The sequence below is a fragment of the Paenibacillus sp. 481 genome, from assembly GCF_021223605.1.
Classification (GTDB): Bacteria; Bacillota; Bacilli; order Paenibacillales; family Paenibacillaceae; genus Paenibacillus_B.
In genome coordinates this window covers 3,318,765-3,329,681 of the sequence record NZ_CP075175.1, presented here as the reverse complement: position 1 = coordinate 3,329,681, position 10,917 = coordinate 3,318,765, and the positions used below count along the sequence as shown (strand labels likewise).

Annotated in this window: 10 protein-coding genes; 1 reads left to right on the top strand and 9 read right to left on the bottom strand. The window is 44.8% G+C overall.

The features are described 5' to 3' along the window. Positions 1 to 274: 274 nt before the first annotated feature. From groL to KIK04_RS14725, 7 genes are all read right to left on the bottom strand, one after another. The gene (gene groL / locus KIK04_RS14755) at positions 275 to 1,912 is read right to left on the bottom strand and encodes a chaperonin GroEL (RefSeq protein ID WP_232274408.1); all 1,638 of its coding nucleotides are present in this window, start codon (positions 1,910 to 1,912) and stop codon (positions 275 to 277) included. A 114-nt stretch (positions 1,913 to 2,026) separates the two neighbouring features. Further along, positions 2,027 to 2,308: a co-chaperone GroES gene (gene groES, locus KIK04_RS14750; protein WP_232274407.1), complete on the bottom strand. Its 282-nt coding sequence runs from the start codon at positions 2,306 to 2,308 to the stop codon at positions 2,027 to 2,029. A 295-nt stretch (positions 2,309 to 2,603) separates the two neighbouring features. Next, positions 2,604 to 3,386 carry a twin-arginine translocase subunit TatC gene (gene tatC, locus KIK04_RS14745; RefSeq protein ID WP_232278744.1) on the bottom strand — a complete coding sequence of 261 codons (783 nt, stop codon included), beginning with the start codon at positions 3,384 to 3,386 and terminating at the stop codon, positions 2,604 to 2,606. 73 nt (positions 3,387 to 3,459) lie between these two features. After that, on the bottom strand, positions 3,460 to 3,756 hold the full coding sequence (locus KIK04_RS14740) for a twin-arginine translocase TatA/TatE family subunit (RefSeq protein WP_232274406.1): 297 nt from the start codon (positions 3,754 to 3,756) through the stop codon (positions 3,460 to 3,462). A 143-nt stretch (positions 3,757 to 3,899) separates the two neighbouring features. Next, on the bottom strand, positions 3,900 to 4,397 hold the full coding sequence (locus KIK04_RS14735; RefSeq protein WP_232274405.1) for a MogA/MoaB family molybdenum cofactor biosynthesis protein: 498 nt from the start codon (positions 4,395 to 4,397) through the stop codon (positions 3,900 to 3,902). A gap of 45 nt (positions 4,398 to 4,442) precedes the next feature. Beyond that, positions 4,443 to 4,931 (bottom strand): cyclic pyranopterin monophosphate synthase MoaC, encoded by a 489-nt coding sequence (moaC, locus tag KIK04_RS14730; RefSeq protein ID WP_232274404.1) that lies wholly within the window; start codon positions 4,929 to 4,931, stop codon positions 4,443 to 4,445. 44 nt (positions 4,932 to 4,975) lie between these two features. Next, positions 4,976 to 5,590: a 5-formyltetrahydrofolate cyclo-ligase gene (locus KIK04_RS14725; RefSeq protein WP_232274403.1), complete on the bottom strand. Its 615-nt coding sequence runs from the start codon at positions 5,588 to 5,590 to the stop codon at positions 4,976 to 4,978. A gap of 243 nt (positions 5,591 to 5,833) precedes the next feature. Here KIK04_RS14725 and KIK04_RS14720 point away from each other — a divergent pair, with 243 nt between their 5' ends. Continuing rightward, positions 5,834 to 7,807: an ABC-F family ATP-binding cassette domain-containing protein gene (locus KIK04_RS14720; protein WP_232274402.1), complete on the top strand. Its 1,974-nt coding sequence runs from the start codon at positions 5,834 to 5,836 to the stop codon at positions 7,805 to 7,807. A 1,346-nt stretch (positions 7,808 to 9,153) separates the two neighbouring features. Here KIK04_RS14720 and KIK04_RS14715 read toward each other — a convergent pair. Then, positions 9,154 to 9,714 (bottom strand): NADPH-dependent FMN reductase, encoded by a 561-nt coding sequence (locus tag KIK04_RS14715; protein WP_232274401.1) that lies wholly within the window; start codon positions 9,712 to 9,714, stop codon positions 9,154 to 9,156. A gap of 81 nt (positions 9,715 to 9,795) precedes the next feature. Further along, positions 9,796 to 10,896: a cation diffusion facilitator family transporter gene (locus KIK04_RS14710; RefSeq protein ID WP_232274400.1), complete on the bottom strand. Its 1,101-nt coding sequence runs from the start codon at positions 10,894 to 10,896 to the stop codon at positions 9,796 to 9,798. Positions 10,897 to 10,917: the final 21 nt, after the last annotated feature.

Below are 10,917 nucleotides of genomic sequence, written 5' to 3'. Positions count from 1 at the left end.
ATCATAAAATAACACATTGGACTATCTTCTGTCTTCTACCTAGCTGGTACATGCTAGTCTATGACGGTTAAGATGGGTACAACACCAAATCATTCATCAGATATCATAATCGATGTTTCTGAACAATAACTGAACCGATTTTTTGCGCAAAAAAGGCCTCTCGGAACAGTCCAAGAGGCCTTTCATATTTACAATTGTGGAAAGCTAATCTATTGTTACCCTGAATGGGTTACAAAGCTTAGAGCATTCATGCACTAAAGGCTAAAGGCCTTTATTACATCATGCCGCCCATTCCACCCATACCACCCATGCCGCCCATATCAGGCATGCCTGGCTTATCTTTTTCTGGCTTGTCAGCGATTACTGCTTCAGTTGTCAAGAACATAGCTGCAACAGAAGCTGCATTTTGCAATGCATAACGCGTTACTTTAGCTGGGTCAACGATACCTTGTTGGATCATGTCTACCCACTCGCCGGAAGCAGCGTTGTAACCTACGCCAACTTTCTCGTTTTTCAAGCGCTCAACGATAACGGAGCCCTCTTGACCAGCATTGTCAGCAATTGTGCGAACAGGCGCTTCCAAAGCTTTCAAGATGATGTTAACGCCTGTTTGCTCGTCGCCAGCAGCTTGAACAGCCGCAACTGCATTGTATACGTTCAACAGCGCCGTACCACCACCTGCAACGATACCTTCTTCAACCGCAGCACGTGTTGCGTTCAAAGCGTCTTCGATGCGAAGTTTGCGCTCTTTCAATTCTGTTTCTGTAGCTGCACCAACTTTGATAACCGCTACGCCGCCTGCCAATTTAGCCAAGCGCTCTTGCAATTTCTCTTTGTCGAACTCGGAAGTTGTTTCTTCCAATTGCGTACGAATTTGGTTAACACGAGCGTCGATGTCATTTTTGTCTCCGTTGCCATCAACGATGATCGTGTTCTCTTTCGTTACGCGAATTTGACGAGCGCTACCCAATTGAGTAACGTTTGTCGATTTCAACTCAAGGCCGAGTTCTTCTGTAATCACTTGGCCACCAGTCAATGCTGCGATATCTTGCAACATTGCTTTACGACGGTCGCCAAAGCCAGGAGCTTTAACAGCCACGCAAGTGAACGTACCACGAAGTTTGTTCACTACGAGTGTAGCAAGCGCTTCGCCTTCAACGTCCTCAGCGATGATAACCAATTGTTTGCCTTGTTGTACGACTTTCTCCAACACTGGCAAGATCTCTTGGATGTTCGAAATCTTCTTATCCGTAATCAAGATATAAGCGTTGTCAAGCACAGCTTCCATCTTGTCTGTGTCCGTAATCATGTATGGCGAGATGTAGCCACGGTCGAATTGCATACCTTCAACAACTTCAAGCTCAGTGTTGAAGCCTTTGGACTCTTCAACTGTGATAACGCCGTCTTTGCCGACTTTCTCCATCGCTTCAGCGATCAAGCTGCCAACTTCTTCGTCAGCTGCGGAGATAGCAGCAACTTGAGCGATGCTTTGCTTGCCTTCGATTGGCTTCGCAATCTTTTGCAATTCTTCAACAGCCGCTCTAACCGCTTTTTCGATACCTTTGCGAACGACCATAGGGTTCGCACCAGCAGTTACGTTTTTCAAGCCTTCACGAATCATCGCTTGAGCCAATACCGTAGCTGTTGTTGTACCGTCACCCGCTACATCGTTAGTCTTCGTAGCAACTTCTTTAACGAGTTGAGCACCCATGTTCTCGAATGCATCTTCCAACTCGATTTCTTTAGCGATCGTTACACCATCGTTCGTGATTAGTGGAGAACCGAATTTCTTCTCCAACACGACGTTACGGCCTTTAGGACCGAGTGTTACTTTCACGGCATTTGCCAAAGCATCAACACCACGCAACATAGAGCGACGTGCTTCTTCAGAGAACTTAATTTCTTTAGCCATCGTGAAAACCTCCTCAGATTCATTCGAAATGTATAAAGTAAATGGTTATGCCGACCTACTGTCAGCGCAACCGGTAAGTGCGTAAGCTAATCATCGCTGATGTTCTTAGTACAATTAACCAAGAATCGCGTGAATGTCGCTTTCTTTCATAATCAAATACTCTTTGCCTTCGAATTTGATCTCAGTGCCAGCGTATTTGGAGAAAATAACGCGGTCGCCTTCTTTAACATCCAATGGCACACGTTGTCCGTCTTTCCATACGCCATTCCCTACCGCAATAACTTTGCCCTCTTGCGGTTTTTCCTTTGCCGTATCCGGCAATACGATACCGAAAGCTGTAGTTTCTTCTTTCGCGCTTGCTTCGATCAATACGCGTTCACCTAAAGGTTTGATCATGAAAAAGAGCCTCCTTGTAAAAAGAGTTATAAGGTAAAGAACTACCTCCGCCTAAGGACGAAAAGGTTCGTTCTTAACAACAATTTTGTAGTGTTAGCACTCAAGCTCGATTAGTGCTAATAACAATAATTATAATACTGATTTTGGGTTTCGAATGCAAGAGGGTTGACGTTAAATTTTTTTAAGCTAAGCCATTTCGCTAAACTTTTTTACGATTACGACACCAATAAACAAAAAATGCAGGCTCCATTCAACGCTTTCGCATCTCCTTCGCCTGCATCATTCTTATGATGAGTTATGCGGTTGTCTTGTCAGCATCGTCTTCGTACTGCTGTTCCCATTTCATATCTTCTTCTAGCTGCTTGCGAAATACGGTCGCAGACAAAATGACACTTATTTCATACAGCACGAGGAGCGGAATCGCGACTAGAATGTCCGACACGATGTCTGGCGGCGAAATAAACGTTGCTAGCACGATTAAGCCAAAATAGGCAAACCGACGCATTTTGCGCAGCCGCAACGGATTTAAGATTCGAATCCGTGTCAAAAACATGATGACAACCGGCAGTTCAAACAGAAGTGACAACGGCAAAATAATGTTAAACATAAACGCAAAATATTGGGTAATACCGTACGTTTCCGTTAATTCTAAATGTTTATTAATGTTCGATGTAAATTGAAACGCCATCGGAAAAACGACGAAGTAAGCAAAAGCTACACCTAACACAAACAATAAAAATACAAACGGCACATAGCGCAACGCAGCCTTCCGCTCCGTCGCCCGCAAGCCAGGGCTAACAAACGCCCATACTTGATACAACGTTGTCGGAAGTGCTAGCGCTAGGGCTACAATAAAAGCAAACTTCATATATATCCCGATGCCGTCCCATAGCGAAAAGCTGTTTAAGCTTAACTGCTTGGCCGGCTCCGTATTGCGTAAAAAATCATAAATAGGATTTGCCAATATAAAGCCTACAATAAGACCGAAGATCAGCGCGGCGAGCACATAGATGACCCGCTTACGCAGCTCAGTAATGTGCTCAACGAGCGTCATTTGCTCTTCTGTCATTTGGTTCATTTGTGACATACCAACACCAACCTGTTCTTAAACCTAATGGAGTGCAGAAGCGTCCATTTAAACGCCAAACCTATTATTCCGGCAAGCGGCGTTGTTTGTCCAAGCTTGGTTGAGTAGTTGGCTGTGCATTTGCTTGAACCGGCGCAGCTCCCGCTGTTGCAGTTGCAGTTGCCGCCGGAACCGCTTGCACGTCCGTATGCGCTGATTTAGACTGATCCTCATCACCCATAATATCACGCGCACCTGCTTTAAATTCTTTTAATGTACGACCGAATGCTCGTCCAAGCTCCGGCAATTTATTTGGCCCAAACAACAACAAGGCAACAATTAATAGCAGTAAAATACCGCCAAAACCAATATTACCAAGCATAATGTTCTCCTTTCGATACGGACAAATGACATCTATCTTTTATTACCATCATATCATAAGCACAATCCGTAAAATACCAATCCAATGTAACAATTTTATGAAGATATTATCATTTGTACGCACTTATTCGATTACGAATTGGGTTACGCTTGCTCGTGATCATGAAAACGCCCACTTACAATGTCCAGTGCATGTGGAATTTGGTCCATGATCGCCTTTAAGTTTTCGTGTACACCTTTAGGACTGCCTGGTAAGTTAATAATAAGTGTCTTGCCCCGAATGCCGCATACGGAACGTGACAACATGGCCCGGCGAGTCTTTTGCATAGAAGCAAAGCGCATCGCCTCCGCCAATCCCGGAACTTGACGGTCAATTACTTTTAATGTGGCTTCTGGCGTAACGTCTCGTGGAGCAAGCCCAGTGCCACCTGTCGTAATAATAAGATCTGCTTTAAAATAATCCGCCATCTCAATCAAAGCGGCAGAAATATCGATAAGCTCATCTGGCACAATTCGATATTCAACAATAACTCCGTTCAATTCTTCTTCCACCAACTCGCGAATGACTTGCGCGCTCGTATCCTCACGTTCGCCTCTTGAACCTTTGTCACTTGCTGTTAACATGGCAACTTTCCAGCGCATGTTCGCTCCTCCTTTCGCCGACAAACCATCTTCATGCTTCATGACTTATTTATGTATATTATAGTCCCCGTTTTTGCCACCAGTCTTATGCATGAGCATAGTCGGACCTATTATCATATCTTTTTGCATCGCTTTACACATATCATATACCGTTAATGCAGCCGCACTCACTGCCGTTAACGCTTCCATTTCAACACCTGTTTTTCCAGAAGTTTTAACTTCCGCTTGAATAAAAAGGGTGTCCAGACCGTTATCAGAAAAGGTGACATTAACTCCTGACAACATTAGCGGGTGACACATCGGAATCCACTGCGAGGTGTTTTTAGCTCCCATAATACCCGCAACTTGCGCAACAGCAAGGACATCACCTTTTTCGATGTGACCTGCTTTAATGCGCGCCAAAGTTTCCGCTCTCATCTGAATACTTGTGCTAGCTACCGCCTTGCGCGACGTAATCTGCTTGTCAGATATGTCTACCATCCGTGCACGGCCCTGATCGTTAAAATGGGTTAATTGCTCCCCGTTCTGATTCATGTTCGCATTCCTTTCTACAACTCCTGCTAAATGATGACCTCATATCAAAGTGAAACCACGCCTTGTTCAGTAATGATGACGTTGACGGCAATGTCATGTGGCTCCATTGGAATACGGTCTACGAGCTGCCAGCTATACACGCAGCCGATCAGTTGCGTTGCCTGCTCTTTATCGTGCTCAAATTGCTTAAATCGTTCCCAAAACCGATCATAGTAGCCGCCACCGAAACCTAAGCGCCCTCCGTCAGCATCAAACGCAATTCCCGGGACGAATATGACATCTATGCTGGACCAGCTTGCTTCAGGCCATAGTTCTGTCTCAGGTGCAGGTTCTTGCAATCCCCAAGCATTTGTATGCATCACGAGATTACTGTCCCAACGATGAAGCGTCATTTGCTTCTGCTCTGCATGTGTGCGTGGTACATATATATGATCCCCTGCTTGCTGGCAATATTGAAGCACTGGACCAATATTAAGCTCTCCTCCGAAAGGGATATAGCCAAACACGGATAATGATCGTCCAACTTGCTGGCGCAGGCGATCTAACAAAGGCACAGCAAAATGATATACGGCATTGGCTGCGGCGTGCTGTTCATGCGTTGGAACGTTCGCGCGACGCTGCTTCATTCGCTTGCGCAACTCCGCTTTTGACTCATGCACTCCCCGCACCCCCGTCTCATTTAACCGTACCGTCTCATACTATCTTTATTCACGTTCATTTACGAATACCAACCTTAGTTTACCATCCTTGCGCGTCCCCTGCCAACATGTTGCTAACATTAAACGAACACAAATTCGATTTTATGAACACTTCATAAGAGAAAGTACGGAAAGCACTTCGCACTTCACCTCAATTTCAGGTAAACTAGACATACAGATTTTATAAACGGAGGAGATACACCTATGCTGCTTCAAGTGAACGGCATGAGCAAAAATTACGGGATCACCCCCGTATTAACGAATATTACTTTGCAAATTCAAGAACGTGAACGTATTGGCCTCGTTGGTGTTAACGGTGCGGGCAAATCTACACTGCTGCAATTGATTGCAGGAGAAATGACTGCTGACAGCGGCGTCATCTATAAATCGAAAGAAACGCGCATCGCATATCTTGCGCAAAATAGCGGCTTACAATCCAACAATTCCATTTGGAGTGAAATGATGCTCGTATTTGAGCATTTATTAGAAGCTGAACAGGAACTACGCGATCTAGAGCGACAAATATCTGATCCTGCACTCGCAGACGACGCTCAGCGCTATGAGGATACGCTCCATCGTTACGCTGTGCGCTCAGAGTGGTTTCGTCAACAGGGCGGTTACGAAATGGAGACGCGCGTGCGTAGCATTTTGCACGGGATGGGCTTCAGCCATATGGACCCGGACACACCTATCGACACGTTAAGCGGTGGTCAAAAGACACGCTTGGCGCTGGCTCGCATTTTGTTGCAGCAGCCTGATTTGCTGCTGCTCGATGAGCCAACGAACCACCTGGACATTCATACGCTCACTTGGCTTGAACAATATTTACGTTCATACCCGGGCGCTGTCCTCGTCGTATCCCATGACCGTTACTTCTTGGACGCGATGGTTACGACCATTATAGAAATTGAACGTCATCAAGCTAAACGTTATCCAGGCAATTATACAAAGTATATGGAGCTGAAAGCTGCACAGTATGAGCAGCAGCTGAAGCTATATGAAAAACAGCAAGATGAAATTGCACGGATGGAAGACTTTATCCAGCGGAATCTTGTGCGCGCATCGACGACGAAGCGAGCGCAGAGCCGTCGTAAAGCATTGGACAAGATCGATCGGTTGGATAGACCGATGGGCGACTTGAAAAAAGCACATTTTAGCTTTGAAATTACGCGTCAGAGCGGTAAAGATGTGCTGCGTCTACAAGATGCTTCCGTAGGCTATGATGCTAAAAAACCGCTATTCTCTCAAGCACGAATCGATTTAAATCGCGGTGAAATGGTCGCCTTGATCGGACCAAACGGTATCGGTAAGTCTACGCTCTTAAAGGCACTTATTGGTGACCACCCCTTCCTGCACGGCAGTGCACAATGGGGAACCAACGTTTCGATTGGGTTTTATGATCAAGAGCAAACATCGCTTAACCCTGCGAACACCGTGTTGGAAGAAGTGTGGAGCTCGTATGCTCATTTGGAAGAAGTCCGCATTCGCAGTGTCCTTGGCAGCTTTTTATTTAGCGGTGAAGATGTGAAGAAAAAAGTCGGCACGTTAAGTGGCGGCGAAAAGGCGCGTGTCGCGTTAGCGAAGCTGATGTTGCTGCAAGCAAATGTACTCATCTTAGACGAGCCCACTAACCACTTGGATTTGTTCAGCAAAGAAGTACTTGAATCGGCGTTAATCGATTACGATGGCACCGTGCTATTTATTTCTCACGACCGTTATTTCTTAAATAAAATGGCGGAACGAGTCATTGAATTAGGTGTTGACGGCACGCGTCATTTCCTAGGAAATTATGACGACTATATGACTAAAATACAAGAGATTGCAGAAGACGAAGCGATTGAAGCTGCTAGTATGTCTCCTCACACGTATAAGCCAGCGTTGGTAAATCACACCCAAGCTGCTGATGCGCTGGAAGACGAAGCTGCCAAAAGAGGCGCTGCTGCTTATGAAGCGGATAAGCAAGCTAAGCGTGAAGAACGCAACCGCCAACGTAAGCTAGAACAGCTAGAGCAGCGCATAGCGGAGTTGGAGCAACAGCTATCTGATTGGGAGCATAAGCTTACAGATCCGGAAGTATATCAAGATTATGTGCGCGCCCAAGAAGTTCAGCAACACATTGATGCATGCAAAGCTAATTTGAACGACGTTTATACAGAGTGGGAACAACTCATGGAATAGAAACGCTTCTACGTCTGGAAGCGCAACAAATGCAGCGGGTCAAGTGAGCGTAAGCTTCACTTGACTCTTTTTTATATAACGGATGGTCAAGCCAAGTTCGGCAGCTCTTTCATGAATGATTCGTAAACTGTTCTCCGTCCAAGATATTTTCTTGGTCAGTGATTAATGAGTTCATGTGTATGGAATAGTTCGTCTATTGTAGCTATTTTAAAGACTGCCGCAGGATACAGCCTTGTCGAGTTCCCAATGCCCAAAGGTTTCACATTTACGAACCCCTTTTGGACGCTGGCAAATTAGTTTGCCCATGTTAAATGTTGCTCGGGTTGCTGCAGGTTTAAGACGCTGCTCACACGATATCTGTGCGGCCTCCGCATGATAATGATTCGGTTTTCGGTTACGCTTCAACTCACGTGCAGCACTTTAGTCATGACGTCCCAGTTCCAAACCAATGATCCGTACGGACCATCCGTGGGCATGTAGGATTTCTAGCTTCGCTCTTTCTGTTGTGTAAAAATGGGTATAACTCATGATTGACTCCTTCGTGTAATGGATTGCTTGGATAAATTGCAAATCATAAAAGCTGATCGTAACGCGATATACCCGAAGCTGCTTAGTAATTTGAGAAAGCCTGAAGCCAATAAAAGTAGTGTCATAGAGGGGCAATCGTGTTTGTTGAATTGAGCGTACCTGACACCGATCCATGGCAAACGTACTATGGCTATCGATCGTCCCTCATCACTTACCTCTAACGGTCGCAATAGTCGTTATTCTTAGGGATAACTGCAATTTTAAAATTTAACGGTTCAGGTAGCGCTTATTTTAATGAAATTAGCTGAAATTGCATTCAACACGTCAAATAAGCTTGCTAATAACCGTTAGAAATCAACATCTATGAATATGAGCGAATTAAGCTCTGTGAGATCCGTTAGCGGCGGATGCCATGAGAATCAATACTACGATGAAGATTTTATGATGACTATCGCACTTCATAATGGCAATTCGTCATATAACATTTACACCGCTGAATGTTATCCACAGAATTGCATGTCGAATTTTGGAATGTGTGATCTAATCTTTGTCGAAAACAAGCTGTCACAGCGCGACTCAGCGCCAAAACCCAACATTATCCACTGTTTTATGCACACTATCCACAAAACCCACATTTTATTTTGAAAAATGTATCCCCTTCTTTCATCATTTTAACAACACCCACACAGTAAGGATGTAAGCGCTGTATCCACATTTTTTACAGGATATGTGTATAATTTTTATCCACAACGAGATTGTAGTACTTGAACGAGCATACAAAAAACTGACGCCGCTCTAAAAGCGACGCCAGTCTGAGTTTAGTCAAGTACAGGCACGTTATCGATCCAGTTTATAAGCTGTAATACATACCGTTGAACATATTGCTTCGTCTTTTCATCCGTTAACACTCTTTGCTCGGCATCTATCTTCTCATGAACTTGAGATATAAGTACCTTTTGAAAAGGCAGAACGAGTGCTTGAACCGCATCTAGCGTCTGCCTAATTTGCCTTTGTGAAAAAGCAGTACCTAGCCCGCCCGGAGTTGCACCAATTAGGCCAACTGGCTTACGATGAATCACAGATGATCGGGGAGGCCTCGACGCCCAATCAAGTGCATTTTTAAGAGCACCCGACATCCCCGAGTTATACTCGGGGCTTACAATTAGAATACCGTCTGATTGCCGCACAGCGTTATTAAACACAGCTACAGACTTTGGAAGATTGTCACCTTCTAGATCTTCGTTAAACAACGGAAGATTTCCGATGTCAATCCAGTGAAATTCAGCGGGCACATCCAACGCAGCTACTGCTTCTCCAACGATACGATTGTAAGAATTGGCTCGTAAACTCCCGCAAATAAGCCCGATCTTTTTACTCATGACCACATCACCTATTTCTACGAATTAGCATACCTTTACTATTCCCGCATACATAACAAGTTAGGCATACTAACGAACATTTTAATGTTTGTGGCTGCACTCACCGTTGTGCTCATGCTTGTGGTCATCGTGATTATGGTCATGATCATGCTTGTGATTATGTTGCTTATCGTGACTATGGTCATCATTATGATCGTGATCATCGTGATTATGGTCGCCCGCACATTGCTGGCTAGCTTGCACACCAACCTCACACACAAGATCCCCATGCTGGATACTGGAATCTTCAATCTGAATCGTGACGTGAGAAATTTCAAACTTGTCTTTAACCGTTTTTAGGGCTTGCTGTAAAATGGGATAACTCGACACCTGATCCTCGACCCGCAAATGACAGCTAAGCGCATCAAAACCTGAAGTTAACGTCCATACGTGCAAATCGTGCACACCGTTAACACCTGGAATCGCGGTAAGAGCTTCCGTTACTTGTGCGGTATCGATTCGCGAAGGCGTACCCTCCATCAAAATATTGACCGAATCTTTCGTTACACGCCATGCGCTCAACAAGATAAGTACAGCTACGATAATACTAATGATCGGATCTGCAATAAACCAGCCGAACTTCCACATCAACACTCCAGCAACAATCGCACCGACAGAGCCGAGCATATCACCAAGTACATGCAGAAAAGCACTGCGCATATTCAAGTTGTCTTTAATGTCTCCACGCATTAACACGAAAGCAGCTGCAATGTTAGCTAACAATCCAACAATTGCGATTCCTATCATCGATAAGCTTTGGACTTGTTGCGGATTTAATAAACGCTCATAAGCTTCAATTAAAATAAATACCGATATAGCGGCTAACGTAATCCCGTTAATAAAGGCGGCTAAAATTTCAAAGCGAAAATAGCCATACGTCTTGCGTGGCGAAGGTTTCCGTGCCGCAAAAATCATTGCAAGCAAGCTTAAAAATAGAGCTGATGCATCGCTTAGCATATGTCCAGCGTCAGACAACAACGCCAAGCTGTTTGTAATAAAGCCCCCAATAACTTCAACCACAAGAAATATCGAAATGATGATCAAAGACAACAAAAGTGCCTTTTTGTTCGCCCCGCCTCCGTGATGATGACCATGCCCGTGACTGTGTCCGTGTCCATGACTATGCCCATGATGCAGTCCCATATTTAGAAAACCCCTTTCGGA